At 71.2% G+C, this 25,696-nt stretch carries 20 protein-coding genes and 1 riboswitch; of the genes, 7 read left to right on the plus strand and 13 right to left on the minus strand.

Features of this window, described 5'->3' with window-relative positions; all coding sequences use genetic code 11:
- The first annotated feature begins 72 nt into the window (after positions 1-72).
- Positions 73-135, plus strand: a riboswitch (guanidine-III (ykkC-III) riboswitch).
- A gap of 32 nt (positions 136-167) precedes the next feature.
- The 3 genes from HNR10_RS19750 to HNR10_RS19760 all read left to right on the plus strand — a co-directional run bounded on the left by HNR10_RS19750 (position 168) and on the right by HNR10_RS19760 (position 3,352).
- Positions 168-482, plus strand: coding sequence for an SMR family transporter (locus tag HNR10_RS19750; protein ID WP_179825735.1), 315 nt, complete (start codon positions 168-170; stop codon positions 480-482).
- 471 nt (positions 483-953) lie between these two features.
- Positions 954-2,105: a S1 family peptidase gene (locus tag HNR10_RS19755; protein ID WP_246406317.1), complete on the plus strand. Its 1,152-nt coding sequence runs from the start codon at positions 954-956 to the stop codon at positions 2,103-2,105.
- Between the two features lie 185 nt (positions 2,106-2,290).
- Positions 2,291-3,352, plus strand: a complete 1,062-nt coding sequence (locus tag HNR10_RS19760; protein ID WP_179825737.1) for a hypothetical protein — start codon at positions 2,291-2,293, stop codon at positions 3,350-3,352.
- A gap of 73 nt (positions 3,353-3,425) precedes the next feature.
- Here the strand turns inward: HNR10_RS19760 and HNR10_RS19765 are convergent, their stop codons facing one another.
- From HNR10_RS19765 to HNR10_RS19800, 8 genes are all read right to left on the minus strand, one after another.
- A complete protein-coding gene (locus HNR10_RS19765; protein WP_312889507.1) occupies positions 3,426-4,853 on the minus strand; it encodes a non-reducing end alpha-L-arabinofuranosidase family hydrolase in 1,428 nt (475 codons plus the stop codon).
- Between the two features lie 302 nt (positions 4,854-5,155).
- Positions 5,156-6,217 (minus strand): TerC family protein, encoded by a 1,062-nt coding sequence (locus HNR10_RS19770; protein ID WP_179825739.1) that lies wholly within the window; start codon positions 6,215-6,217, stop codon positions 5,156-5,158.
- An 84-nt stretch (positions 6,218-6,301) separates the two neighbouring features.
- Positions 6,302-6,868, minus strand: coding sequence for a hypothetical protein (locus tag HNR10_RS19775; RefSeq protein WP_179825741.1), 567 nt, complete (start codon positions 6,866-6,868; stop codon positions 6,302-6,304).
- Positions 6,868-8,358: an Nramp family divalent metal transporter gene (locus HNR10_RS19780; RefSeq protein WP_246406321.1), complete on the minus strand. Its 1,491-nt coding sequence runs from the start codon at positions 8,356-8,358 to the stop codon at positions 6,868-6,870. Before HNR10_RS19780 ends, HNR10_RS19775 begins: the two co-directional genes overlap by 1 nt.
- 329 nt (positions 8,359-8,687) lie before the next feature.
- The gene (locus HNR10_RS19785; RefSeq protein WP_179825756.1) at positions 8,688-10,841 is read right to left on the minus strand and encodes an acetate--CoA ligase family protein; all 2,154 of its coding nucleotides are present in this window, start codon (positions 10,839-10,841) and stop codon (positions 8,688-8,690) included.
- Positions 10,842-10,845: 4 nt separating this feature from the next.
- The gene (gene frc, locus HNR10_RS19790; RefSeq protein WP_179825758.1) at positions 10,846-12,075 is read right to left on the minus strand and encodes a formyl-CoA transferase; all 1,230 of its coding nucleotides are present in this window, start codon (positions 12,073-12,075) and stop codon (positions 10,846-10,848) included.
- A 17-nt stretch (positions 12,076-12,092) separates the two neighbouring features.
- Positions 12,093-13,796, minus strand: a complete 1,704-nt coding sequence (locus HNR10_RS19795; RefSeq protein WP_179825760.1) for a thiamine pyrophosphate-binding protein — start codon at positions 13,794-13,796, stop codon at positions 12,093-12,095.
- Positions 13,797-13,934: 138 nt separating this feature from the next.
- The gene (locus tag HNR10_RS19800) at positions 13,935-15,332 is read right to left on the minus strand and encodes an MFS transporter (protein ID WP_179825762.1); all 1,398 of its coding nucleotides are present in this window, start codon (positions 15,330-15,332) and stop codon (positions 13,935-13,937) included.
- A 150-nt stretch (positions 15,333-15,482) separates the two neighbouring features.
- Between HNR10_RS19800 and sucC the strand changes: the two genes are divergently transcribed.
- From sucC to HNR10_RS19815, 3 genes are all read left to right on the plus strand, one after another.
- Positions 15,483-16,652: an ADP-forming succinate--CoA ligase subunit beta gene (gene sucC, locus HNR10_RS19805; protein WP_179825763.1), complete on the plus strand. Its 1,170-nt coding sequence runs from the start codon at positions 15,483-15,485 to the stop codon at positions 16,650-16,652.
- An 88-nt stretch (positions 16,653-16,740) separates the two neighbouring features.
- Entirely contained in the window at positions 16,741-17,679 is a 939-nt protein-coding gene (gene sucD / locus HNR10_RS19810; RefSeq protein ID WP_179825765.1) for a succinate--CoA ligase subunit alpha, read from the plus strand.
- Positions 17,676-19,223 carry an aldehyde dehydrogenase family protein gene (locus HNR10_RS19815; protein WP_179825767.1) on the plus strand — a complete coding sequence of 516 codons (1,548 nt, stop codon included), beginning with the start codon at positions 17,676-17,678 and terminating at the stop codon, positions 19,221-19,223. The genes sucD and HNR10_RS19815 overlap by 4 nt, the downstream gene beginning before the upstream one ends.
- A gap of 109 nt (positions 19,224-19,332) precedes the next feature.
- On the opposite strand, the gene HNR10_RS19820 is transcribed toward HNR10_RS19815, so the two are convergent.
- Both HNR10_RS19820 and HNR10_RS19825 read right to left on the minus strand, forming a co-directional pair.
- Positions 19,333-19,725 carry a DNA-binding protein gene (locus tag HNR10_RS19820; RefSeq protein ID WP_179825770.1) on the minus strand — a complete coding sequence of 131 codons (393 nt, stop codon included), beginning with the start codon at positions 19,723-19,725 and terminating at the stop codon, positions 19,333-19,335.
- Positions 19,722-20,006, minus strand: coding sequence for a hypothetical protein (locus HNR10_RS19825; protein ID WP_179825772.1), 285 nt, complete (start codon positions 20,004-20,006; stop codon positions 19,722-19,724). Before HNR10_RS19825 ends, HNR10_RS19820 begins: the two co-directional genes overlap by 4 nt.
- Positions 20,007-20,457: 451 nt before the next feature.
- Between HNR10_RS19825 and HNR10_RS19830 the strand changes: the two genes are divergently transcribed.
- Entirely contained in the window at positions 20,458-21,600 is a 1,143-nt protein-coding gene (locus HNR10_RS19830; protein ID WP_179825774.1) for a S1 family peptidase, read from the plus strand.
- Positions 21,601-21,696: 96 nt separating this feature from the next.
- Here HNR10_RS19830 and fdhD read toward each other — a convergent pair whose 3' ends face one another.
- The 3 genes from fdhD to HNR10_RS19845 all read right to left on the minus strand — a co-directional run bounded on the left by fdhD (position 21,697) and on the right by HNR10_RS19845 (position 25,680).
- Positions 21,697-22,578, minus strand: coding sequence for a formate dehydrogenase accessory sulfurtransferase FdhD (gene fdhD, locus HNR10_RS19835; protein ID WP_179825776.1), 882 nt, complete (start codon positions 22,576-22,578; stop codon positions 21,697-21,699).
- A gap of 68 nt (positions 22,579-22,646) precedes the next feature.
- A complete protein-coding gene (locus HNR10_RS19840) occupies positions 22,647-23,618 on the minus strand; it encodes a 2Fe-2S iron-sulfur cluster-binding protein (protein WP_179825778.1) in 972 nt (323 codons plus the stop codon).
- A gap of 61 nt (positions 23,619-23,679) precedes the next feature.
- Positions 23,680-25,680: an NAD(P)H-dependent oxidoreductase subunit E gene (locus tag HNR10_RS19845; protein ID WP_179825779.1), complete on the minus strand. Its 2,001-nt coding sequence runs from the start codon at positions 25,678-25,680 to the stop codon at positions 23,680-23,682.
- Between the last annotated feature and the right edge of the window lie 16 nt (positions 25,681-25,696).

The following is a 25,696-nucleotide window of genomic DNA, read 5'->3' on the forward strand; positions in this document are numbered from 1 at the left end:
GCGGGATCGGGGCGTTGTACCGTACGACCGGCCGCGGAGCCGGACCGCTCCAGGGCCCTGGTGGGCCAGGGGCGGAGGGCGCTGACGCGACCCCGGACGAGGTGCGCCGTACCCGGTAGGACAAGACGGCGCGTACGTGCACCTACGTCGGCGGAGGTCCGATTCCCATGGCATGGCTCGTCCTGATCATCTCCGGTCTGCTGGAGACCGTCTGGGCCGTCGCGCTCGACTCGACCCGTGGATTCACGCGGCTGTGGCCGTCGGTGGTCTTCGTGGTGTCCCTCGTGCTCAGCATGGGCGGACTCGCCTACGCGCTGCGGACGATCCCGGTCGGCACCGGGTACGCGGTGTGGGTCGGCGTCGGCGTGGTCGGGACCGCGCTGGTGGGCATGCTCTTCCTGGGCGAGGGCTTCAGCCTCGCCAAGATGCTGTGCCTGATGTTCGTCGTCGGGGGCCTCGTCGGCCTCAAGCTGCTCCACTGAGCCCGGCCGGACGGCCGTGACCGCCCCGCCCCCTCCCCCGGGGGCGGGGCGGTCGTGTCGTGTGCCGGAGGCGGCCGGCCGACCCGGGGCGGCGGGGGCCGGGCGGGCCCACCTGGGCCGTCACGCAATGTGATGACTAATGGCCGCTTCCGGCCATCGTGTATCCCTTCCGCCGCTCTCGCGCCTGTGCTAAACGCGCCGCGCGGCCGGGTGCGCTCCTCTTCTTGTTACCCGGGCGTAGAGGAGTCGTGCGGCCCCGCTCCGTGGTGAGCCCACGTCGGAGTCCGTGGAGAATCGCGCCGAACGCGGAGAGTGTTCGGCTATTGCCCCCTACGAACAGATCCTTTACTTTTGCTCGACGTTCACACCGTGTGGGCGAAAGATGGCTCAGGGTCCCCACAACCCAGGAGCCGTCCCCCTGGGGTACGTGTGTGCCCTCTGCCTTGACACCCCCGCTAGAAAGGGCAGACGTTGTCGATTCCCCCTCTCGGGCGACTCGCGGCCACCGCCGCACTCGCCTCCGGACTGGTCCTGGCCTCCGTCACCACGGCATCGGCCGAACCAGCCGGAACCCCCGCACTCGACCCCGACCAGATGGCCGCGATGCAGGAGGCCTTCGGTCTCTCCGAGTCCGGTGTCACCGATCTCCTCGACGCCCAGGCCGAGGCCGCGGAGCTGGAGGCCGAGCTGCGTGACGAGCTCGGCGCCGACTTCGGCGGAGCCGTCTTCGACACCGAGACCCACGAGCTCACCGTTCGCGTCACGGACCCGTCCGCGGACGACGCCGTGCGCGAGGCCGGTGCCGTCCCCGAGCGCGTCGAGCACGGCGCTCCGGAACTGGACGAGGCCGTCGAGGCGCTCAACGGCGCCGAGGAGGCCGCGTCCGACGGCGTCCACGGCTGGTACGCCGACCCCGAACTGGACACCGTCGTCATCGAGGCCGCCGAGGGCGCGGCCGAGGACGCCGAGGCGCTGGCCGCCGAGGCGGGCCTGGACGTAGACACCTTCACTGTCGAGGAGGGCACGGAGGAGCCCCGCACCTACGCCGACATCGTCGGCGGCACCCCGTACTACTTCCAGCAGGGCTCCGACTGGTTCGTCTGCTCCGTCGGCTTCGGTGTGGAGGGCGGCTACGTCACCGCCGGGCACTGCGGGACGGCGGGATCGTCCACCTGGCTCCAGGTGGGCGGCCCGGACCAGCTCGGCACGGTCGCCGAGTCGGTCTTCCCCGGCCAGGACGCGGCCTGGGTGCGCTCGGGCGGCGGCCACACCCCGACCCCGCTGGTCGACGACCACGCGGGCGGCACCGTGACGGTCACCGGCTCGCAGGAGACCCCGGTCGGCGGCGCGGTCTGCCGCTCGGGACAGACCACCGGCTGGCACTGCGGCACCATCCAGGCCAAGGACCAGAGCGTCAACTACGGCGGTGACATCGTCAACGGCCTCACCCGCACCACCGCGTGCGCCGAGGGCGGCGACTCCGGAGGCTCCTGGGTGAGCGGTACCCAGGCGCAGGGCGTGACCTCCGGCGGATCCGGCAACTGCTCCTCCGGCGGAACCACGTACTTCCAGCCGGTCAACCCGATCCTGGAGCAGTGGAACCTGACCCTTCTCACCGGCTGACCCCACGGGTCCACCAGCCGCCGGCCGCCCGCGTCCCCGCTCCGGGCGGCCGGCCCCGTGTCCGCGCCCGGTCCGTCCCCGGGCGCGGACACTCGAAGGCAACCGTCGGGGCGCCGGCGGCGTCCAAGCTGCGACGCGCGCTCCGCCCAGGGCGCGCGGCGGCTGGGAAGGCCCGTGGTCCCCCGATGGAACTGAAGAAGTACGACGACGTGTTCCCCGTGTTCGATCCGACGCTGCCCATGGCAGGGCACCCGGGACTGCGGGAGCAGACCGTCCACGTGCGGGTGGAACCGCCCGGTGCGCCGCCGTTCGTGCGCGAGACGCGGCGGGAGCGCCTGCTCATGGGCGCGGTCCCCTTCGCGGTCGCACTGTTCCTGATGGCCCTGTGCGACTTCGTCCTGGACATGACCCTGCTCTCCGTGGCGGTGGGATTCCTGCTGCTCTTCCCCTACGTTCCGCTGCACCTGTCGGAGAAGGGGATCAAGGGAGAACTGGCTGCCCTGGGCGGTGGGATCTTCTGGTCGCTGTGGGGCCTGGGGCTGAGCGCCATGGGAGGGGCCTTCTTCCCCTTCATCTTCGTGCACGGCCTGCGCTACGGCCTCTTCGTGGTGCTCGGTAAGTGGGTCGAGTTCGTTGTGCCACGGGACCGGTTCGTCGACCCGAGGGACCTCGGGTACATGGCGCGAGGCAGGCTGCGCCGTGTCCAGAACGCCTGTCGGAGGGTCGAAGCGGCCCAGCGCGTGGTCCCGGACTTCGACGGACGGTCGGCGCTCACCGTCCTGCGGGAGGAGGAGTGGCTCGTGGCCCGCGACCTGGCCCGCATCGCTCCCCTCACCGAGGAGGTCGAAGGCCTGCGGGCGGACGCCGCATCCGACCGGGTCCGAGCGGCCCTGCGCTCGCGGGAGGCGGCCGTGGGAGCGGCCGAGCGCGTTGTGGACCGGCGCCTGGAGCGGATCGAGGACTACCTGCGCCCGGTGAACGCGGCGCTCACGGCCCTCAAGGAGTGGGAGCAGCTGTCCCGCCTGTCGGTGGGCGGTGACGCCTACGACGACCTGATCGCGCACGCGGCCGGCGGGCCGTCCGGCGAGCTGGCGCACGGTCTCGCCGGGGACCACGCGCTGCGCGCGGCCGAGGAAGCGATACGCGCCCACGTGCGCGAGGCCGACGAGGCCGCCTCGCGCCTGGCCTCCGCCTCGCGCGCCGACTCCCCGTACCCGGACGACCGGACCGGGCTCGGCGGCTGGTGAGGCGGTCGACCCTGTCGGCAGCCGGGCCCGTGTCCCGTGGGGGTCTCCACGGGACACGGGCCGGCGCTTCCGGTCAGCGCTGGAGGGTCAGCAGGCCGGGACGGTAGGGCAGGTGGCCGTAGTCGGTGCCGTCGGAGCCGGGGTCGCGTCCCTGGTAGAGGAACCGCATGTCGCAGGGGTCGACGGTCATGGTCTGGTCGGGGTCGGTGCGGATCAGCTCGCCGTGACTGATGTCGTCGGTCCAGGTGGCGCCGCTGTTGGCCTGGCCCGCGAAGGGGTTGCCCTCGGTGGCGGCCTGCGGCGTCCACGTACCGTCCAGGCTGGAGGCCGTGAACGAGCGGAAGTACCGGTCGCCCTGCGCCCCGATCGCCTCGACGATCATGAGGTACTGGTCCTGGCCCTGGACGCGGTAGACCTGAACCGCTTCGAACAGGTTGTTGGTGGTGTCGGACATGATGGTGGTCGAGGTCGAGCCGAAGCTGCCCGGGAAGTCACCGATGGGCATGCTCGCCCGGTAGATCCTGCCGTTGTCCCCGGCGAAGAACAGGTACATGTCCGTGTCGTCGCCGATGAGCGCCTGGTCGATGGGTCCGGTGCCGGAGTCGCCGATGCTTCCGTCGAACAGCGTCCGCGGCGCCGACCAGCTGTTGACGTCGGTGGGATCGGTCGAGGTCCGGTAGGAGAAGGCGGGCCCGCCCCACTGGTAGGCGAGCACCCAGACGTCACCGGGGGCGAAGTAGAACAGCGACGGCGCGACGGCGGAGAAGGGCATCGGGTTCTGGTCGGCCGAGGACATGCCGGACCAGTCGTCGAACACGTCGAAGTTCATCGAGCCCCAGGAGTCTCCCGTGTCGTGGGTCGTGCCGTAGACGAGGTGCCCGCCGTCGTAGGGGGCGTGGGTGAAGTCCTTGAGCGAGACCCACCCCGGGTCCGGCTGCGCCAGCGGGCCGGTCGACGTCCAGTCGTAGGTCGACGGAAGAGCGCACGAGTCGTCCGGTCCGCCGTCGTCGACGCGGACGAGCTGCCACTGCTGGTTGCCGCCGCCCCAGTCGTCGTACTGCACGACGTTCGCGCCGTCGGCGTTCGAGCCGCCCTGGACCTCGACGACCTTGCCGCTGTGCCGGTTGACCAGCCGCACGTAGCCGCCGGGCGAGTCCTCCAACCGGAACTGCTGGTTGGCCTGGTCGTGGTCGGTCCACTGGACGATGCCCGCGCCGTTGGCGGTCGACCAGTTGTGGACGTCCAGCACCTTGTCCGAGTGGCGTGACTGCACCCGGTAGTAGCCGTCGCCGGAGTCGACGAACCGCCACTGCTGCTGGTGCTGGTCGTTGCGGGTCCACTGGGTGATCCGGGCCCCGTCGTCGGTGGCCAGGTTGTACACGTCCAACGCCTTGCCGCTGTCCCGGTTGACCAGCACGTACCACGCGTCGGTGTCGACCGTGGCCGCGGTGGCGGGCGTCGGCAGCAGCGCGGAACCGGCGCCGCCGACCGCCAGGGCGATCACGCAGGCGATGACGGCACGCAGGAGCCGTCCTGGCCACGGCGGGGGCGGCGCGCTCGTGGACATACTCGGTGCGGGCATGGTTCTACCTCCGGCGCTCGGGGGGTGTTAGCGCTAACAAGTCGGGGCGTCGTCGCCCTTGCCGTTGAATCTGCGGGATGGCGCGCCGGAAGTCAACCCCTGTTTTCGGAATAACTTCCGAAAGTTTCGAGTCCTAGCGGAACGCGAGCGGCCCCCGGCGGAACGATCCGCCGGGGGCCGCTCGCGTTCGCGGTCGCGCACGCGCGACCGCTCCGCGCGGGTCACCCGCCCACGCGCGTGGGGACCTCGTCGTCGTCTTCCGGTCGTCCGTGCGAGGCGGTGGCGCCGGCCTTCTCGGCCGCGCCGTCGGCTTCGGCCTCGGCGGCCGCGGCCTCCTTCGCGGCGGTGGCCTTGGCGCTCATCAGGCTGGTCACGGTCGTGATGGCGAGCGTGGCCAGGATGACGAACAGGGACGTCAGGGTGCCGATCTCGGGCACGTGCCAGTCGGTGGTCTCGTGCAGGGCGTGCAGGATGAGCTTCAGTCCGATGAAGCCCAGGATCACGGACAGGCCCTTGTTCAGGTGCACGAGCTTGGTCAGCAGGCCGCCGATGAGGAAGTACAGCTGGCGCAGCCCCATCAGCGCGAAGGCGTTGGCGGTGAAGACCAGGTAGGGCTCCTGGGTGATGCCGAAGATGGCGGGGATCGAGTCGAGCGCGAACAGGATGTCGGTGAGGCCGACGGCGATCATCACCATCAGCATCGGCGTGACCACGCGCTTGCCGTCGATGCGCACGGTCAGCTTCGCCTCGTGGAACTTGTCGGTGGTCGGCAGGAACCGGCGGACCATCCGGACCACCGCGTTCTCCTTGTACTCCTCGTCGTCGTCGCCCGACTCGGTGATCAGCTTCCACGCCGTGTACAGCAGGAAGGCGCCGAAGAGGAAGAACACGCCGGCGAAGGCGTTCACGACCGCCGCGCCCAGCGCGATGAACAGGCCGCGGAACAGTAGGGCGAGCGCGATGCCCACCAGCAGGACCCGCTGGCGGTGCTTGGCCGGGACCGCGAACGACCCCAGGATCAGGATGAAGACGAAGAGGTTGTCGACACTCATCGAGTACTCGACGATCCAGCCGGTGAAGAAGTCCAGGCTCTGGGCCGGCGTGCTCAGGAAACCGAGGCCGATACCGAAGGCGACGGCGAGGGAGACGTAGACGCCGATCCAGGTGGCGGCCTCCCGCATCGATGGCTCATGGGGTCTGCGCGCGATGATGACGAAGTCGACCGCGATGACGGCCAGCAGGACCGTGATCGTGACGGCCCAGACCCACGGTTGGATGTCCACGTTGTCTATCTCCATGTGCTCGTGCGGGCACAGTGGTGCCGGCGGAGTGGCGGCGAGGCCACTCCGCTGGCACCACGGTGACTGTCAGGAGTTGTTCTTCGAGGGCTTCCGACGGGGGCCACGGGCCCCGCGACGCTGGTTGAGGTGGGCTGCGTGCTCCATGTAGCGCTCGACCAGATCCGCGGCCACGGCGTTGTGGTCGCGCACGCGCAGCAGCCATCGCGGCGCGATCCGCTCGTGCAGCCACAGGAAACCGATGGTGAAGCCGAAGCTCAGCATCGCCTGCAGTGCGAGAAAGGACAGTAGCGGTTCGTCGAGCACGGTGTCGCTTCCGAGCACCGCGGCGACGGCGTAGGAGTCGATCAGCCGGGAGAGGGGGAACCCGACGAACCAGTACAGGGCCAGGGGAGCCACCGCGCCGATGCCGAAGACCCCTCGTGCCAAGAGGACACAGTACCCGGCGCCGAACAGGGCCAACGGCACGCCCAGTCCCGCGGCGATGGTGACCGTGACCGCCGGCGCGAGGCCGGCCATCATGCCCACCGCCATGGCGAACAGTCCGGCCAGCAGGCCGATGGCCGCCCCGGGGACCGCGACCTCCGCGTTGTCGCGCAGGCCCTGGCCCCCCGGGAGGGTGAGTGAAGCGGCCATTAGTCGAGCACCACCCCGAAGGCGGCGAGCGAGTAGAACAGGGCGCCGAGGTAGAAGATCGCCGCGAACGCGATGATCGCGTTCGAGAGGATCCCCGGCCGGATCGGCTTGGGCAGCGTGATGTTGTTGACCAGCAGCAGCACCACGCAGTAGGCGCCCATGGCGAACGACGACAGGAAGGCGAGGATGTCGAGGATGGACGCCGGGCCGTCCGCGGGTCCGAAGAGCAGGATGATGATGCCGAACGTGATCAGTCCCCAGAGGAACATCGCGTACAGCTTCGACATCCCGATCTTCTTGGCGCCCGGCACGAAGTTGAACGTCATGTCGGCCTGACCGCGGGAGAACGAGTCGAACAGGCCCAGCGTGGCGTTCAGTCCGATGAGCGCGATGAAGCAGAAGAAGACCGTTCCCAGGATCGGGCTGCCCGCCGCAGAGAAGGAGGCGGCCATCGCGTCCAGGGAGGCGTCCCGGTCACCGTCGCGGATCAGCTGGGCCACGTTCGGGTCGAACCGGGCCGCGGACTGCGCGAGCACGGTGAACGAGATGGTCACCAGCATCGTGATACCCCAGAACAGGACCAGGGCGTCGAAGGTGACCCAGCGCCGCCAGCCCTTCCACTTCTCCATCTCCTCGGGGTCGGAGGTGTCGAACATGAAGCCGCGCGAGGGCATGACCTCCTGCTCACCGGAGTGCCGCAGCCCGCTGATCTTGGGCATGTGCGCGCCCATGCCCGCGCCCTTGTCGCGCAGGTGCAGCGTGTACCACATCTGCTGCATGCCCGACGGGCCGGCGAAGGCGATGGAGCCGACGATGATCGGGAACCAGGCGGCCGTCGTGGCTTCGGCCGGGAAGTAGCCGAACGCGAACATCCCGGAGATCGTGGACGTCAGGTCCGACAGGTTGCCCACCATCGACGCGACCACCGCCGTACCGACCACCAGCAGGCCGATACAGATCGAGAGCACGTTCTCCAGCAGGTTGTAGATGACCTTGGCGAAGGTGAAGACCACGCCGACGAGGAGCATCCCCGAGACCGCGGTCAACTGCCAGGGGATGCCGGTCACCCGTTCGAACGCCGAGGCGCCCGCGGAGAGGTGGCCCGGCCAGATGTAGACCAGGATGGCTGTGAGGAAGAAGAACCACATCAGTGGCTTGAAGACCCGCGCGGCGCCGTAGAAGATGCTCTCGCCCGTCGCCATGGCGTAGCGGGACATCTCCAGCATGACCACGGCCTGGAGGGAGACACCGACCAGGAAGAGCCAGCGGATCTCCGGGCCGAAGACCAGGACGAGCCTGGGCCACATGTAGGACTCGCCCATGCCCACGCCGAGCGCGACGAGGAACACGGTGGGACCGAGGATGTGGATGGAGGGCGGCGCCTTGGGCAGGCGTCGGATCGGCATCGGCTCCAGCCGGCCGGCCTTCCAGAAGCGCTCCTCCTCCTGGGGAGCGGCCGCCGCGTCGGCCGTGGGGGTCGCGGAGCCCATGTCCGCCTCGGGAGGAGGCGCCTGTCGCTGAGCGGGGACGTGGGGGCGGTCGCTGGCCGTTTCGACCGGGGGTTCGCCGCCCGCACTTTCGGAGGGATTGGGGGGTGGGGTCATCGGGAGACTCCCTCGTCTACTTGTTACATGTGTGTTTCACTGCCCCCTGCAGCCCCCAGGGACACGCTCTCCTCTCGTTGAACACCAGGGCGGCTCCCGGTGGTACGGACGGTGACGGGTGGCCAGGGGAGCACACGGCGGCTTCGCGTGCTCCCCGGCCCATCGTGGGTCGAGCTCCGACACGTGGGGGCGCTCCGGTCGAGGCCCCCACCCGGTCAGAGCAGTCCGGCGGCTCGGGCCCAGCGGTACTTCGCGCCCAGCACCTTCACCGGCATCTCGGTGGTGTAGGGGTAGGCGACGATCCCGTGCTCGAACAGCTTGGCGCTGGCGGCCTCCACCTCGGTGTCACCCGAGAGCGAGGCCACGATCGGCTTGTCGATACCCGCCGCGCGGGCCTTGGTCGCCACGTCGATCACGACGTCGGCGAAGACCAGCGGCGGGGTGACGATGGTGTGCCAGTAGCCCAGGACCAGGGAGTGCACCCGGGGGTCCTCCAGGCCCAGGCGGATGGTCTTCTCGTAGGTGGAGGGCGGCTCCCCTCCGGTGATGTCCACCGGGTTCCCGGCGGCGCCGAACGGCGGGATGAAGGCGCGGAAGGCCTCGTCCAGGTCCGGCGGGATCTCGTACAGCGACATCCCGTTGTCCACGACGGCGTCGGACAGCAGCACGCCCGAACCGCCCGCCCCGGTGATGATGACGATGTTCTCACCGGTCGGGGCGGCCATGACGGGCAGTGCCCGGCCGTACTCCAGCAGCTCGGTCAGGCCCGGGGCCCGGACCACGCCCGCCTGGCGCAGGATGTCGTCGTAGACCTTGTCGTCGCCCGCGAGCGCACCGGTGTGCGAACCCGCGGCGCGGGCGCCGGCGGAGGTGCGCCCCGCCTTGAGCACGATGACCGGCTTCTTCGGCACGACCTCGCGGGCCGCCGCGACGAAGGCCCGGCCGTCCTTGAGGTCCTCCAGGTGCATGGCCACGGCGTTGGTGTTGTCGTCCTGCCCGAAGAAGGTGAGCAGGTCGTCCTCGTCGATGTCGGCCTTGTTGCCGACGCCGACGATCGCCGACACCCCCGTGCGGGTGCTGCGGCTGTAGCCGAGGATCGCCATGCCGATGCCCCCGGACTGGGAGGTCAGCGCGGTCCCCCCGGCCACGTCGTAGGGGGTGCAGAAGGTCGCCGAGAGCTTCTCCGGCGTGTAGTAGTAGCCGTAGATGTTGGGACCCAGCAGGCGTACACCGTGTCGGCGGGCCACCTCCAGGACCTCCGCCTGGAGCTCGTGCTCACCGGTCTCGGCGAAACCGGAGGGGATGAGGATCGCGCCCGCCACGCCCTTGCGGCCGGCGTCCTCCAGGGCCTTGGCCACGAACTTGGCGGGGATGGCGAACACGGCCACGTCCACGTCGCCGGGGACGTCGGCGATCGAGGCGTAGGCCGTCCGGCCGTAGACCTCGGGCGCCTTGGGGTTGACCGGGTGGATCTCGCCCTCGTACCCGCCGTCGACGATGTTGCGGATGACGGAGTTGCCGATCTTGCCCGCCTCGTTGGAGGCGCCGATGATCGCGATCGAGCGCGGCTTGAAGATGCGCTCCATCGACGCCAGGATCTCCTCGCGGGAGAACGTGCGCGGGCCCTCGGCGGGCTCGAAGTCCAGGACGAAGCGCAGGTCGGCGGCGATCGCGCCGTCCTCGGACGCGAACACGGGGTTGAGGTCGGCCTCGGCGATCTCGGGGAAGTCCGCGACCAGGTCGGAGAGCCGTACCAGGATGTCGGCCAGCGCCTCGCGGTCCACCGCCGGGGCTCCGCGCACTCCGTCGAGCACCTCGGCCGTGCGGATGTCGCCGATCTGGGACAGCGCCTCCTCACGGGTCAGCGGCGCCAGCCGGAAGGACACGTCCTTGAGGACCTCCACCAGCACGCCGCCGAGGCCGAACACCACGACCTTGCCGAACGTGGGGTCGGTGGTGGCGCCGATGAGCACCTCCAGGCCGCCGCCCACCATCTGCTGGATCTGCACGCCGTCGATCTGCGCGTCGGCGTCGTAGGCGCGGGCGTTGGCCACGATGCGCTCGTAGGCCGCGGTCACCGCCTCGGCGCTGTCCAGGCCGACCTCGACGCCGCCGGCGTCGGTCTTGTGGAGGATGTCGGGGGAGACGATCTTGGCGACCACGGGCAGGCCCAGCTCCTGGGCCAGGGCCGCGGCCTCCTCGGGGGAGGTCGCCAGCGCCTCCCCCGGAACGGGGATGCCGTAGGCCTGGGCGAGTGTCAGGCCCTCCGGCGCGGTGAGCGCTGTGCGGCCCGCCGCGCGTGCGCGGTCCAGGACCTCGCGCACGGCGGCGCGGTCGTGGTCGGACCGCTTCGGGGTGTAGACGGCCATGGGTCTAGATCACTCCGTTCGATGAGAGTTCGGCCAGCTCTTCGGCGGTCAGGCCCAGTTCGCCGCCGTAGACGTCCTCGTTGTGCTCTCCGAGCAGCGGAGAGCGCTCGACCGCCACGGACGAGTCGGAGAGCCGGATGGGCGAGGCGACCGTGTGGTACTCGCCGCGCTCGGGGTGCTCGACCGTGGTGACGACTCCGTTGGCGCGCAGCGTGGGGTCGTCGATGATCTCCCGGGTGGACAGGATGGGCCCGCAGGGGATGTTGTGCTTGTTCAGCTCGGCCAGGACGTCCCACTTGGGGAGCCGGCTAGACCACTCCTCGATCAGGGAGAAGACCTTGTCGAGCTTGTCCAGGCGGGCTTCGGGCGTGGCCCACTCGGGGTCCTCGACCAGTTCGGGCCGGCCGATGAGCTTGGTGATGGGCGCCCAGCCCGGGGGCTGGATGATGACGTAGACGTAGTCGTTGGGACCGCCGGGCGCGGTGCGCACCGCCCAGCCCGGCTGTCCGCCGCCGGAGGCGTTGCCCGAGCGGGGGACCTCGTCGCCGAAGTCGTCGTTGGGGTACTCCGCGAGGGGGCCGTGCTCCAGCCGCTGCTGGTCGCGCAGCTTGACGCGGCACAGGTTGAGGACGGCGTCCTGCATGGCGACCTGGACCCGCTGGCCCTGGCCGGTGCTGGTGCGCTGGAGCAGGGCGGCGAGGATACCGGCCACTGTATGCATTCCGGTGCCCGAGTCACCGATCTGCGCGCCCGTCGCCAGCGGCGGACCGTCCTCGAAGCCGGTGGTGCTCATCGAGCCGCCCATGGCCTGCGCGATGACCTCGTAGGCCTTGAAGTCGGCGTAGGCGCCGGGTCCGAAGCCCTTGATCGAGGCGTAGACCAGGCGCGGGTTGGCCTCGTGCAGGACCTCCCAGGTGAAGCCCATCCGGTCCAGTGCGCCCGGGGCGAAGTTCTCCACCAGGACGTCGCTGCGCCGGACCAGGTCGAGGAAGATCTCCTTGCCGCGGTCGCTCTTGGTGTTGAGCGTGACGCTGCGCTTGTTGGAGTTGAGCATCGTGAAGTACAGGCTGTCCACGCCGGGCTTGTCGCGCAGTTGGCGCCGGGTGATGTCGCCGGTGACCGCCTCGACCTTGAGGACGTCGGCGCCCATCCAGGCCAGGATCTGTGTCGCCGAGGGGCCGGACTGGACATGTGTCATGTCCAGGACGCGGATCCCGTCGAGTGCCTTGCCCATGGGTTCTCCTTCCCGGGCTACTTGTACATCGTCTGGTTCATGGTCCCGGGCGCGTAGACCTCGGGGTCGATCCAGACGTTGATCAGGGAGGGCTTGCCGGACTCGCGGGCACGGCGCAGGGCCGGCGCGATGTCGGCCGGGTCGCGTACCTCTTCCCCGTGGCCGCCGAGCATCCTGGCGAACTCGGCGTAGTTGACGTCGCCCAGGGTGTTGCCGATCTCGCCGCGGTCGGCGCCGTACTTGGCGATCTGGCCGTAGCGGATCTGGTTCATGGACGAGTTGTTGCCGACGATCCCGACGAAGGGCAGGTCGAACCGGACCAGCGTCTCGAAGTCCCAGCCGGTGAGGCTGAAGGCCCCGTCGCCGAAGAGCGCGACGACCTCCTTGTGCGGGAGGGCCTGCTTGGCCGCCATGACGAACGGGATGCCCACGCCGAGCGTGCCCAGGGGGCCCGGGTCCATCCAGTGGCCCGGCGACTTGGGCTGGACGACCTGCCCGGAGAAGGTGACGATGTCACCGCCGTCGCCGACGTAGATGGAGTCCTCGGTGAGGAACTCGTTGATCTCGTTGACCAGCCGGTAGGGGTGGATCGGCGTGGAGTCGGAGGTGAGCAGGTGGGCGCGCTTGTCGAGGGCCTCCTGCTCCTTGGTGCGCAGCTCCTCCAGCCAGGTCTTGCGGCCCTGGGCGCCGGTGTCGCCGTAGCCGGACGTGGCCTGCAGGACGGCGGACAGGATCGCGTCGGCGTCGCCGACCAGCCCGAGGTCGATGTCGCGGTTCTTGCCGACGGTCGCGTAGTTGAGGTCGATCTGCACGACGGTGGCGTCGGGCGAGAGCCGCTTGCCGTAGCCCATCCGGAAGTCGAACGGGGTGCCGACGATGATGATGAGGTCGGAGTTGGTGAAGGCGTAGCGGCGGGAGAGCTGGAAGTGGTGGGGGTCGCCCGGGGGTAGCGTGCCGCGTCCGGCGCCGTTCATGTAGGCGGGGATGTTGAGCGCGCGGACGAGTTCGACGGAGGTGTCGGTGGCGCGCGTGGTCCACACCTGGTTCCCGAGCAGGATGCTGGGGCGCTCGGAGCGCACGATCAGGTCGGCCAGCCGCTCGATGTCGGCGGGGTCGCCGGCCTGGCGGGTGGAGGCGCGGTAGCGGCCCTTCTCCGGGATGCGCGCCTTGTCCAGCGGGACCGAGGCGTCGAGGATGTCGCGGGGGATCTCCAGGAAGGACGGGCCGGGCGCGCCGTTGAGCGCCTCGCGGAAGGCCATGGAGACCAGGTCGGCCACGCGCTCGGTGTGCGGCACGGTGGCGGCGAACTTGGAGATCGGGCTGATCATGTCGACGTGCGGCAGGTCCTGGAGCGAGCCCATCTTGTGCTGGCTGAGCGCGCCCTGCCCGCCGATGACGAGCATCGGGCTCTCCGCGCGATAGGCGTTGGCGATACCGGTGACCGCGTCCGTGGTGCCGGGGCCGGCGGTGACGACGGCACAGCCGGGTTTGCCGGTGATGCGTGCGTAGCCGTCGGCGGCGTGCGCGGCGACCTGTTCGTGGCGGACGTCGATGACGTCGATGCCCTCGTCGGCGCAGCCGTCGTAGATGTCGATGATGTGTCCACCGCAGAGCGTGTAGATGACGTCGACGCCCTCGGCCTTGAGCGCTTTGGCCACCAGGTGGCCGCCGGAGATCGTGGTGTCGCTACTGGTGCTGGTGTTGGGTGTGCCCTCGGCCATCGGTGCGACGACCCCTTTCGTGCGGGTTCCGTGCTGATGTGGGTGCTGATAGGTGCTCGTGTGCCTGATGAGCGACCGGGTGGGGGATGGTGTTCAGGTGGCTGTCTTCTGTAGGCGGGATACTGTATACCGTCTGCATCACATTGGAGCACGCCGCCGCCCCGCTGTCCAGATCTTCTTCCGGATCGGCAGTGTCCGGACCGGGAACGGGCGGCGCAGCGCACCCGTGAGCAGGGTGGCGGCGGTGAGCGCCACAGCGGCTGTGACCAGCCACGACGCTGTCGCCGGCGGCGGCGCCAGGGCCAGGAGGGCGACGGCCGCGCCCACGCCGAGCAGCCCGCCGACCGCCTTGGAGCTGTGCACGAGGCGGGGGATCCCGGCCGCGCGGTCCGCCCCGAAGTGGGCCTCGGTGACCGCCCGGCTGAGCGGGTAGCAGGAGCCGGTCCCGGCACCCGCCACGGCCGCCAGCGCCACCAGGAGGGCGGCCGGGCCGGTGTCCGCGACGGCGGCGAGACCGGCCAGGGCGAGCGCGGACGCGCCCAGCAGCACGGCGAGCAGGCGGCGCCGCCCGGTCCGCTCGACGGCGGCCCCGGAGGCGATCCGGCCCAGCCCGCTGGCGGCGGCGAAGGCCGTGACCGCGGCGGCGGTCTCCACCATGGGGCGGCCGGCGGCGACCAGGACCACGGGCAGGACGGCGATGGTGAACAGACCGCCGGCGCCGGACAGGGCGACGACCGCGTGCAGCGCCGGCAGGGAGGGGCCGCTGGCCCAGGCCTGGGCGGTGCTGAAGTCGGCCGCCGCCGGCGGGTCGGCGTTCCCGCGCAGCGCGACCGCGCGGGGGTCGGCGCCCGGCGGCCACCACCGGCGCGGGGCGTGGCGCTGGCCGGGGCCGCCCGCCAGGCCCAGGACCAGGACGGCCGCGGCGAGCACGGTCGTGGCGGCGGGCAGCGGAGCGGAGGACGGTGCCAGGGCGAGGACGGGCAGCAGGGGGACCGCGCCGAGCGCGAAGGCGCCGCCGACGGCGCCGAACCGGACGCCGGGGCGGTCGGGGAACCAGCCGCCGACCAGGTCGGCGCAGGAGTGGTAGACGAGTCCGGCGCCCACGCCGCCCAGGACGCCGTAGGCGAGGGCCGCGGGAACGGGGGCCGCCACGTGGCCGAGCGCCACCAGCGCGGCGGCGCACAGGACGGCGCCCGCGCCGACGGACTGCCCGGGGGTGAGCAGGCGCCGGGCACCGAGGTGGTGCGGCAGCGGCGCGGTGGCGCCCTGGAACAGGGTCCAGAGCAGGAACGGCACGAGGGCCTGGGCGGGCGACCATCCGTGCGCGTCGACCAGGGCGGGCACCGCGGCTCCGTAGCCGAACTGCATCACGCCGATCGCCGCGACGGAGGCCAGGGCGCGGGCGAGGACGACCCAGCGCGGAACGCCGGTGAGCACGCGGGCGGTCGGACCGACGCGGTAGCTGCGGCCCCGCCAGTCGCGCACGACCTCCGCGGCGGCGGGGGGTGGAGGGTCGGGGGTGGGGTGTCCTGACATGGCGCGACCTCCTTGAATACAGTATGCAAATCCGTCGGCGACCTGGGAAGGGGTGGCGCAGGACACATTTTCACCGGAAGGGGTATTGAATACTGCATACAGTATGGAGTACCACTGGAAGGGTCGGGACCCATGCGACAAGGAGGCACGGTGGATCTCCATGAGTACGAGGCCAAACAGCTCTTCGGTGAGTACGGGGTGCGCCTCGTGGAGGGCGAGATAGCCGACACCCCGGACCAGGTCCGGCTCGCGGCCGGCCGGATCGGCCGCAAGGTCGTGGTGAAGGCGCAGGTCAAGACCGGCGGCCGGGGCAAGGCCGGCGGTGTGAAGGTGGCGGACGGGCCGGAACACGCCCGCGCCAGGGCCGAGGAGATCCTCGGCATGGACATCAAGGGCCACACGGTCCGCAGGGTGCTGGTGGAGGAGGCCTCCGACATCGCGGAGGAGTACTACTTCTCCTTCCTGCTGGACCGGGCCAACCGCACCTTCCTGTCGATCTGCTCCGCCCAGGGCGGCATGGAGATCGAGGAGGTCGCGGTCACCGACCCCGACGCGGTGGTGCGCACGCCGGTGGGCCCCGAGGGGGTCGACCGCGCGGCGGCGCTGGAGATCTGCCGCGCCGCGAAGCTCCCCGAGGAGGTGCACGACTGCGCCGCCGCCACGATCGTCCAACTGTGGGAGGCCGCGGTGGGGGAGGACGCCACGCTGGTGGAGGTCAACCCGCTGGTCCGCACGGCCGACGGGCGGATCATCGCCCTCGACGGCAAGATGACCCTCGACGACAACGCGGCGTTCCGGCACCCCGAGCGCGTGCCCTTCGCCGACGACTCGGACACCGACCCGCGCGAGCTGCGGGCCGTCGAGAAGGGTCTGAACTACGTGAAGCTCGACGGTGAGGTCGGGATCATCGGCAACGGCGCGGGTCTGGTCATGTCCACGCTGGACGTGGTCGCCTACGCCGGTGAGGAGCACGGCGGGGTCAAGCCCGCCAACTTCCTGGACATCGGTGGCGGTGCCTCGGCGGAGATCATGGCCGACGGCCTGGACATCATCCTGGGCGACCCGGCGGTCAAGAGCGTGTTCGTGAACGTCTTCGGCGGCATCACGGCCTGTGACGCGGTCGCGAACGGGATCGTGCAGGCGCTGGAGCTGCTGGAGTCGCGCGGCGACGACGTCTCCAAGCCGCTGGTGGTGCGTCTGGACGGCAACAACGCCGAGCTGGGCCGCCGGATCCTGACCGAGCGCGCGCACCCCGCGGTGCGCCAGGTCGACACGATGGACGGCGCCGCCGCACAGGCCGCCGAGCTCGCCGCCGCGTGAGGCCACCAGGGGCGGACCCCGGCCCGGAGCACTCCGGCCCGGCGCACGCCGACGACCTCGACCGATCTCGACACTGGAGTGGGACTCCATGGCTATCTTCCTGAACAAGGACAGCAAGGTGCTGGTCCAGGGCATGACCGGCTCTGAGGGCACCAAGCACACCCGCCGCATGCTCGCCTCGGGCACCAGCATCGTGGGCGGGGTCAACCCGCGCAAGGCCGGCCAGAAGGTCGACTTCGACGGTACCGAGGTGCCGGTCTTCGGATCGGTGTCCGAGGGCATGGCCGCCACGGGCGCGGACGTCACGGTCATCTTCGTGCCGCCGAAGTTCTGCAAGGACGCGGTGTTCGAGGCGATCGACGCCGGGATCGGCCTGGCGGTGGTGATCACCGAGGGCATTCCGGTGCACGACACCGCGGCGTTCTGGGCGCACGCCAAGGCCCGGGGCAACCGGACGCGGATCATCGGTCCGAACTGCCCGGGTCTGATCTCGCCGGGGCAGTCCAACGCGGGCATCATTCCGGCCGACATCACCAAGCCGGGCCGGATCGGTCTGGTGTCGAAGTCGGGCACGCTGACGTACCAGATGATGTACGAGCTGCGCGACATCGGCTTCTCGTCCGCGGTGGGTATCGGTGGTGACCCGATCATCGGGACCACGCACATCGACGCGCTGGCGGCGTTCGAGGCCGACCCCGACACCGATGTGATCGTGATGATCGGTGAGATCGGCGGTGACGCGGAGGAGCGTGCGGCCGAGTACGTGAAGGCGAACGTGACCAAGCCGGTGGTGGGTTACGTGGCGGGGTTCACGGCTCCTGAGGGCAAGACGATGGGTCACGCGGGCGCGATCGTGTCGGGTTCCTCGGGTACGGCCGCGGCGAAGAAGGAGGCCCTGGAGGCCGCCGGAGTCAAGGTCGGCAAGACCCCCACCGAGACCGCGCGGCTCGCCCGCGCCGTCCTGAACGGCTCCGACCAGCGAGAGGAGGCGGGCGCCGGATCCACCATGGCGCCCACGGCCCCATGACAGCGATCCTCAAGCCCGGCACCGACTGGGCCACGCTCTACGAGCGCTGCCGCACCATCGCCCCCGAGGCCTTCGCCGCCGACCGCGTCCTCAACCGGTGGGGCGGTGAGTGGCGAGCCGACGGCGAGCCCCGAACCGCCCACTCACCGGTGGACGGGTCGGAGATCGCCGGCCCGCCCATGCTCGACGGCAGCACGGCCGCGCGCGCCGTCGCGGCGGCCGCCACCGAACACCGGGCCTGGACCGCCGTCCCCCTCGACGAGCGCCGGGAGCGGGTGCGCGCGACCGTCCAGGCCTGGGGCGAGCACCGCGACACCCTCGCGCTGGCGCTCGTGTGGGAGATCGGCAAGCCGTGGCGGCTGGCCCGCCAGGACGTGGACCGGGCGATCTCCGGTGTCGAGTGGTACCTGGACGAGATCGACCGCATGCTGGACGGCCGGGTCGCCCTCGACGGTCCGGTCAGCAACATCGCGAGCTGGAACTACCCCATGAGCGTCCTGGCGCACGCGATGTGCGTGCAGGCGCTGGCCGGGAACGGCGTCATCGCCAAGACGCCCACGGACGGCGGCCTGGTCTGCCTGACCCTGGCCGTGGCCCTGGGCGTGCGCGAGGGGCTGCCGTTCACCCTGGTCGGTGGCGGCGGGCGCGACCTGTCCCCGTCCCTGGTGCGCGGCCCGGAGGTCGCGTGCGTGTCCTTCGTGGGCGGTCGCGACGCCGGCGGTCGCGTCGCGGCGGACCTGGCCGACCTGGACCGGCCGCACGTGCTGGAGCAGGAGGGCCTCAACTGCTGGGGCGTGTGGGAGTTCAGCGACTGGGACACCCTGTCGGGGCAGATCCGCAAGACGTTCGACTACGCCAAGCAGCGCTGCACGGCCTACCCCCGGTTCGTCGTGCAGCGGTCCCGGTTCGACGCCTTCCTCCAGGCCTACCTCGCGGCCGTGGGCACCGTCCGCTTCGGCCACCCCCTCGCCGTCGCCGACCCCGGCGACGACCTGCCCGAACTCGACTTCGGCCCGGTGATCAACGCGGCCAAGGCCAAGGAACTCCACGACGCCGTGGCCGAGGCGGTCGCCGGCGGCGCGGTGCCGCTCTACCGGGGCACCCTGGACGACGCACTCCTCCTGCCGGGCCAGAACACCGACGCCTACGTGGCCCCGGTGGCCCTGCTGGAGCCGCCGCGGCCCTCCCCGCTGTTCCACGCCGAGCCCTTCGGGCCGGTCGACTCCATCGTGCTGGTGGACACCGAGGCCGAACTGCTGGCCGCCATGAACGCCAGCAACGGCGCGCTCGTGGCCACGATCTCCTGCGACGACGCCGACACCGCCGGGCAGCTCGCTTCGGGCGTGCGGGCCTTCAAGGTCGGCGTCAACCGGCCCCGCTCCCGCGGGGACCGCGACGAGCTGTTCGGTGGCCTGGGCGACTCCTGGCGGGGCGCCTTCGTCGGCGGTGAACTCCTGGTCCACGCGGTCACCAAGGGGCCGGCGGCCGAGCGCCTGCCCGGCAACTTCCCGCACTACACCCTGCGCCCGGAGGCGCGCGCCTGACGAGGCGGTCGGGCGAAGCCTGAGGAACCATCCAGGAAGAACGGCCGTTCGGGGAACCACGGGAGGGTTCTCCGGACGGCCTTTCCGTCCCGGGCGTCGGCCCCGTCCCTCAGACGCCGACCAGACGGACAGAGGCACCGCAGAGCCGAGCCATGTCGCCGATGTCGGATGTCAGAACGGCGACGGGAGGATGCTGCCGCAGAGCCACCTCCGCGACCATCGAGTCGATGGCGTATTGATGGCCGTGTAGCCCGGCGCGCCGGAGAAGCGCGGCGGCTGCGCGGGCACCGTCCTTGTCCAGGTCTTCGACCTTGAGACGAGAGAGCACCCAGTTCAGCCGCGCAGTGCTGACGCCACGGTGCTGGACTTCGATGATGGTCGCAGCGCTGATGACGATGGCGCGGTCCTCGCGGAGCGCGGCATCGATCAGCAGCATGACTTTGCGGTCCTGAGCGATGAAGCCGGACAGACCCGCGGAGTCCAGGACGAGAGTGCCCTTCACGCGGCTTCTCCCGGGTGCCCGGTGCCCCCCTGTTCACCGGACAGCTCCGCTCTGGCCCAGGCACGCTCCTGCTCCGTGAACGCGCCGTGCTCTTCCTGGTACTCGGTCAGGTCCTGGGCGAGCAGGTCGCTGCGAAGCCGGTGCTCGACCGCCTCTGCGATGTAGGCGGAGAACTCGCGTTTTCCGGTGATCGCACGCACCGCCTCGGCGGTGCCCTCCGGAAGCGAGAGGCTCACTCGGACGGAGGGGCCGCTGCCCACCGGTATCTCATGCTCAGTCATGCCACCAAAGTATCAAATTAAGTAGGAATCTAGGTGGGGCCCGGTCGAACAAGGATGAGCAAGCAGGCTGGACGACAGTCCTGAGGAACCATCCAGGAAGAACGGCCGTTCGGGGAACCACGGGAGGGTTCTCCGAACGGCCGTTCCGTTACCCGACGTCAGCGGGCGCTGGCCGGATCAGGCCAGCCAGGCCCCCTGTCGCGAGCGGTGCTCCTGCGATAGATACGGCCGCTCTGGGAGCGGTCCCACGATGCCCGATTTCCGGCGGGATATGCGCGTGTCCCCTCCTCGGAACGCCCGGTTTCGGAGCGTGTTCGCCCTGTTGCCGCCCGAGAGAGGGTCCTTTACTTTGGGCCCGGTGTTCACCACCCCGTGAGCACACGGGCGAAATGTCCACCCTCCTGGCTCAGGAGCGCGATCCTGTCCAGGTCCCCCAGGAAAGGGCAGTACCTTGCATCGATCCCCCCTCGGGCGAGCCGTCGGAACCGCCACCCTCGCGTTCGGACTGGCTCTGACCGCCACCGGCGCGGTCTCCGCCGACAGCGTTCCCACCGATCTCCCCGACGAGCAGATGGCCGCCATGCAGGAGGCCTTCGGTCTCTCCGAGGCCGGTGTCACCGATCTCCTCGACGCCCAGGCCGAGGCCGCGGAGCTGGAGGCCGAGCTGCGCGACGAGCTCGGCGCCGACTTCGGCGGAGCCGTCTTCGACACCGACACCCACGAACTCACCGTCCAGGTCACCGACGCCGCGGCGATCGGCGACGTCCGCCGGGCGGGGGCCGAACCGGATCTGGTCTCCCACGGCGAGGACGTGCTCGGTGACGCGGTGGCGGCCCTGGACACGGCCGACGCCCCCGACACCGTCCACGGCTGGTACGCCGACCCGGAACTCGACTCCGTCGTCATCGAGGTAGACGAGGGCGCGGCCGAGGACGCCGAAGCCCTCGCCGCCGAGGCCGGCGTGGACGCCGTCACCGTCCAGGAGAGCGCGGACCGGCCGCGCACCTACACCGACATCGTCGGCGGCAACCCGTACTACTTCCAGGACTCCGGCAGCTGGTACGTCTGCTCCGTCGGCTTCGGCGTCGTGGGCGGCTACGTCACCGCGGGCCACTGCGGCGACGAGGGCTCCGACACCTGGAACGACGTGCCGGGCACCCAGCAGATCGGCACGGTCGCCGGATCGGTCTTCCCCAGGAGCGACATGGCGTGGGTGGAGATCACCAACCCCGACTTCACCGCCACCCCGCTGGTCAACGACTACGACGGCGGCGCCGTGACGGTCACCGGCTCGACGGAGGCGCCCGTGGGCGCCGCGGTGTGCCGCTCCGGCCGGACGACCGGATGGCAGTGCGGCGTCATCGAGGCCAAGGACCAGACCGTGCGCTACCCGCGCGGACAGCACGTCCACGGCCTGACGCGGACCACCGCGTGCGCCGAGGGCGGTGACTCCGGCGGCTCCTGGCTGGCCGGCACCGAGGCCCAGGGTGTGACCTCCGGCGGCTCGGGCGACTGCACCTCGGGCGGAACCACCTACTTCCAGCCGGTCAACCCGATCCTGGAGCGGTGGAACCTGACCCTCCTCACCGGCTGATCGGCCGGCCCGGCCCGGCCGTGCGCGGCCGGGCCGGGAGAGTACGGGGTCGGGTCCGGTCGGCGCAGGGGGCTAGCGCGCCGGCCGGACCCGCGTCTACCGACCCGGAACGCGGATTCCCTCGGTGGCCGCAGGGGGCGCGCTGGGCGCCCCCTCCAAAAGGATCCGTTGCCGTCCGGCGTAGACGTTCATGGAGCTGCCGCGCAGGAAGCCGACGAGGGTCATCCCCGCCTCCGCGGCCAGCTCGACGGCGAGGGACGAAGGAGCCGAGACCGCCGCCATCATCGGGATTCCGGCCATCCAGGCCTTCTGTACGAGCTCGAACGAGGCGCGCCCGGACACCATCAGCACCGTGTCGGCCAGCGGTACCCGGTCCGAGCGCAGCGCCCATCCGACCAGCTTGTCGACCGCGTTGTGGCGGCCCACGTCCTCCCGCAGCGCCAGCAGTTCGCCCTCGGGGGTGAAGAGCCCGGCCGCGTGCAGGCCGCCGGTGCGGTCGAACACCCGCTGGGCGGCGCGCAGGCGGTCCGGCAGCGCGGTGAGCGTGTCGACCCCGATCCGCAGCCCGTCCCCGGCGACGTTCCACGGGGCCTGCGTGCGCACGGCGTCCAGACTGGCCTTGCCGCACAGCCCGCACGAGGACGAGGTGTAGAAGTTGCGCTCCAGCGAGGTGTCGGGCACCGGGACGCCCGCGGCCAGGGTCACGTCGAGCACGTTGTAGGTGTTCGAGCCGTCCTCGGTGGCTCCGGCGCAGTAGCGGATGGCGACCAGGTCGCTCTCGCGGGCGATGACGCCCTCTCCCACCAGGAAGCCCGCCGCCAGGTCGAAGTCGTGGCCGGGCGTGCGCATGGTGATGCTGAGCGGCGAGCCGTCCAGCCGGATCTCCAGCGGCTCCTCCACGACCATCGTGTCCACGCGCTCGGACGCCGACCCGTCCCTGATCCTGAGCACCTTGTCGCGAACCGTGACCCGACCCATGACCGCCCACCGCCTTCCGGTGCATCCGCCTCTACTGTGACCGAACCCGTGCCCCGCGCGGAACCCTCCTACAGAGGGCCCTTCTCCGCTCCCTTGCCGGCACCCTCGCCCCGGCGCTGCACGTGCTGGAAACCGAACCGGCCCTTGATGCACAGGTTTCCATGGGTCACCGGGTTGTCGTGCGGGGAGGTGACCTTGACGATCTCGTTCTCCTGGACGTGCAGCGTCAGGTTGCAGCCGACCCCACAGTAGGTGCAGATCGTCGTCGTCTCGGTCTGGGCCTCCTCGTCCCAGGTGCCGGCCTGGCGCATGTCGAACTCGGTCGCGAACGACAGCGCGCCGGTCGGGCACACCTCGATGCAGTTGCCGCAGTACACACAGGCCGAGTCGGTCAGCGGGGCGTCGTGCTCGGTCGAGATCCGGGCGTCGAACCCGCGCCCGGCCACCCCGATGGCGAACGAGTTCTGCCACTGGTCGCCGCAGGCGTCGACGCACTTGTAGCACATGATGCACTTGGAGTAGTCGCGCACGTACAGGTCGTTGTCGATCTTGGGCGGCTGCTCGACCGTGGCCGCCACCGTCCCGTCCCCGGCCTCGTGCTCGCCCGCGCGGCGGGCGTCGCGCTCGCCGAGCGGCGCGGGTTCCGCGCGCGGGCCGAAGCGGTCCGGCTCCGCCTCGTAGCGGTCCATCCACTCCGGAACCTTCGGGGTGGTGGACAGGTCGACGGAGGAGCCGAGCAGTTCCAGGACGAGCTTGCGGCTGTGCCGCACGCGCTCGGAGTCGGTGTTGACGGACATGCCGGGCTCCAGCTTGCGGGAACAGGCGGGGGCGAGCGTGCGCGCGCCCTCCACCTCCACCACGCACACCCGGCAGGCGTTGCGCGGGGCGAGGGTGTCGCCGTAGCAGAGGGTGGGGATCTCCGTCCCGGAGGCCGAGCAGGCGTCCAGGACCGTGGTGCCCTCCGGGACGCGCACCTCCTCGCCGTCGATCGTCGCGTCGATCAGGCGCTTGGGCGGTGCGAGGTGAACGGGGACGGTCATGTGCTCTCCTTCGTCGCCGCCCGCGTGCCCGGGGCGGTGTGTGCTCTGGTGGCTGTGGGCATCAGGAGGTCTGCTTCCCGGCCGGCTCGCCCGGTGCGGGGCCGAACAGCCCGAGCCGGTCCACGGCCGACTCGACGGCGTTCCACGCGGTCTGGCCCAGGCCGCAGATCGAGGCGTCGCGCATCGCCTGGCCGACCTCGCGCAGGAGGGCGACCTCGCTCGCGGCGTCCCCGCCCCGGCTGATCCGCAGCAGGGACTCCTCCTGTCGGACGGTGCCGACCCGGCAGGGGACGCACTGCCCGCAGGACTCGTCGCGGAAGAAGGCGGCCACGCGGACGAGCGTGGCGACCAGGTCGGCGGTGTCGTCCAGGACCAGGACCACGCCCGAGCCCAGGGTGGTGCCCGCCGCGCGCGCCCCCTCGAAGGTGAGGGGGATGTCCAGTTCGTCGCCGCGGACGAAGGCCCCGGCCGCGCCGCCCAGCAGGACGGCCTGGATGCTGCGCCCCTCGGGCATGCCGCCCGCCGCCTCGATGAGGTCGCGCAGGGTGGCGCCGAACGGCAGCTCGTACAGGCCGGGGCGGCGGACACCGCCCGAGAGGCAGAACAGCTTGGGCCCGGTGGAGCCCTCGGTGCCGACCGCGGCGTAGGCGGGACCGCCCATGAGGAGGATCGGCAGCACGTTGACCAGCGTCTCGACGTTGTTGACGGCGGTCGGCTTGCCGAAGAGCCCCTTCTCGACGGGGAAGGGCGGCTTGGTGCGCGGCTCGCCGCGCTCGCCCTCGATGGAGCCGAAGATCGCGGTCTCCTCGCCGCAGATGTAGGCGCCGGCCCCCCGCCGGATCTCGATGTCGAACGAGAACCCCGAGCCCAGGACGTCGTCGCCGAGCAGGTCGCGCTCCCGGGCCACGGTGATCGCGTTCTCCAGGTGGCGCAGGGCCCGCGGGTACTCGCCGCGGATGTAGAGGTAGCCGGTGCGGGCGCCGATGGCGTACCCGGCGATGGTCATGGCCTCGATGAGGGAGAACGGGTCGCCCTCCATGATCACGCGGTCCTTGAAGGTGCCCGGTTCGCTCTCGTCGGCGTTGCACACGAGGTAGTGCGGGCGGTCGGGCTGGCTCGCGGTCGCCTGCCACTTGCGTCCGGTGGGGAAGGCCGCGCCGCCCCGTCCCACCAGGCCGGAGTCGGAGACCTCGCGCAGCACGCCGGCCGGGCCCATGCGCAGTGCCTCGCGCAGGGCGGAGTAGCCGCCCTCGGCCCGGTAGTCGTCCAGGCTGAGCGGGTCCACCCGGCCGATCCTGCGCAGCAGCACGTGGTCGGAGGAGCCGGCGTCGGGGACGGCGTCGGCGGGGTCGGGCTCGGGGTCGGTCCCGGGCAGCGGGGCCCCGTCGAAGGTGGTGGGCGCGGCCGGGTGGTCCCGGTCGGCGGGACCGGGGCCGTGGCCGTTGGCCGAGGGGCCGGCGGCGTGGCCGTTCGCGTGGCCGTTGGCGGCGGGGTCGGGGGAGGCCGTGGCCAGGGTGTCGAGCGCCTCCGGTGTGGCGGGCGCGGCGACGGCGTACCGGGGTCGGGTTCCGGCCTCGATGGCCAGGGCGGCGGGTGCGCGCTCGCACATCCCGAGGCAGGGGCTCTCGTGCCAGGTCACGTCGCCGTCGTGGCCGCCGGGCGGGCCGGCGCGCTCGGCGAGCCGGTCGCGCAGGGGTCCCGAGCCCTTGGCCGCGCAGGCGATGTCGGTGCACAGGTGCACGACCCGCCGGGGACGCTCCTGGAGCGCGAACATCGCGTAGAAGGAGGCGACGGCGTAGGCCTCGGCCGGGGGAATGGTGAGCCGGCGGCAGACGTGGTCGAGCGCGCCGCGGCTGATCCAGCCGACACGGTCGTTGATCGCGTGCAGCGCGGGCAGGAGCAGGTCGCGCCGGTCGCGGGCCGTGTGGCCGCCCCGGGCATAGCGCAGGTCGGTGTCCAGCCGGGTGCCGCCGTCCCAACCGGACTCGGGCGGTCCCAGGACGGAGTCGACGGCCTCGCGTTCGGCATCGTTGGGCGTCTCGTCCAGGAATCTCAGGTCCACGCCTGGGTCACCTCTT

It is taken from the genome of Nocardiopsis aegyptia (assembly GCF_013410755.1).
In the GTDB taxonomy this organism is placed as follows: Bacteria; Actinomycetota; Actinomycetes; order Streptosporangiales; family Streptosporangiaceae; genus Nocardiopsis; species Nocardiopsis aegyptia.

Bases quoted from the DNA above. Each gene is read 5' to 3' on its own strand.
- HNR10_RS19750 (WP_179825735.1), top strand. From the start codon at position 168: ATGGCATGGCTCGTCCTGATCATCTCCGGTCTGCTGGAGACCGTCTGG.
- HNR10_RS19760 (WP_179825737.1), top strand. From the start codon at position 2,291: ATGGAACTGAAGAAGTACGACGACGTGTTCCCCGTGTTCGATCCGACG.
- HNR10_RS19775 (WP_179825741.1), bottom strand. From the start codon at position 6,868: ATGGCCGCTTCACTCACCCTCCCGGGGGGCCAGGGCCTGCGCGACAAC.
- HNR10_RS19780 (WP_246406321.1), bottom strand. From the start codon at position 8,358: ATGGGCTCCGCGACCCCCACGGCCGACGCGGCGGCCGCTCCCCAGGAG.
- HNR10_RS19785 (WP_179825756.1), bottom strand. From the start codon at position 10,841: ATGGCCGTCTACACCCCGAAGCGGTCCGACCACGACCGCGCCGCCGTG.
- frc (WP_179825758.1), bottom strand. From the start codon at position 12,075: ATGGGCAAGGCACTCGACGGGATCCGCGTCCTGGACATGACACATGTC.
- HNR10_RS19795 (WP_179825760.1), bottom strand. From the start codon at position 13,796: ATGGCCGAGGGCACACCCAACACCAGCACCAGTAGCGACACCACGATC.
- HNR10_RS19800 (WP_179825762.1), bottom strand. From the start codon at position 15,332: ATGTCAGGACACCCCACCCCCGACCCTCCACCCCCCGCCGCCGCGGAG.
- sucD (WP_179825765.1), top strand. From the start codon at position 16,741: ATGGCTATCTTCCTGAACAAGGACAGCAAGGTGCTGGTCCAGGGCATG.
- HNR10_RS19815 (WP_179825767.1), top strand. From the start codon at position 17,676: ATGACAGCGATCCTCAAGCCCGGCACCGACTGGGCCACGCTCTACGAG.
- HNR10_RS19825 (WP_179825772.1), bottom strand. From the start codon at position 20,006: ATGACTGAGCATGAGATACCGGTGGGCAGCGGCCCCTCCGTCCGAGTG.
- fdhD (WP_179825776.1), bottom strand. From the start codon at position 22,578: ATGGGTCGGGTCACGGTTCGCGACAAGGTGCTCAGGATCAGGGACGGG.
- HNR10_RS19840 (WP_179825778.1), bottom strand. From the start codon at position 23,618: ATGACCGTCCCCGTTCACCTCGCACCGCCCAAGCGCCTGATCGACGCG.